At 67.5% G+C, this 308-nt stretch carries 1 protein-coding gene; it reads right to left on the reverse strand.

Annotated features, from left to right (window positions below; genetic code table 11):
• Positions 1-308, reverse strand: a 308-nt coding sequence (locus MOV75_RS42145; protein ID WP_246933145.1) for an AMP-binding protein, incomplete at both ends; no start/stop codon positions are given.

The following is a 308-nucleotide window of genomic DNA, read 5'->3' on the forward strand; positions in this document are numbered from 1 at the left end:
TCGTCCCAGCCGGGCTGCTCGGCACAGACCGAAGCGGGGCCATAGACCTCGGTCAGGCCGTAGACATGCGTCAGCTTGATGCCGATGCTTTCGGCGCCTTCGAGCACCGCGACCGGGGGCGCTGCGCCTGCGATCAGGCCGACGACGCGGCGGGCGGCATTGCCTTTGGGCGCATCGGGCGCGTTGATCAGCGTGTTGTAGACGATCGGCGCGCCGCACATGTGGGTGACGCCATGCTGCCTGATCAGCTCGAAGATTCTGGTCGGCTCGACCTTGCGCAGGCAGACGTTGATGCCGGCTGACGCCGC

The sequence above is a fragment of the Bradyrhizobium sp. PRIMUS42 genome (assembly GCF_023006515.1).
Taxonomy (GTDB): domain Bacteria; phylum Pseudomonadota; class Alphaproteobacteria; order Rhizobiales; family Xanthobacteraceae; genus Bradyrhizobium.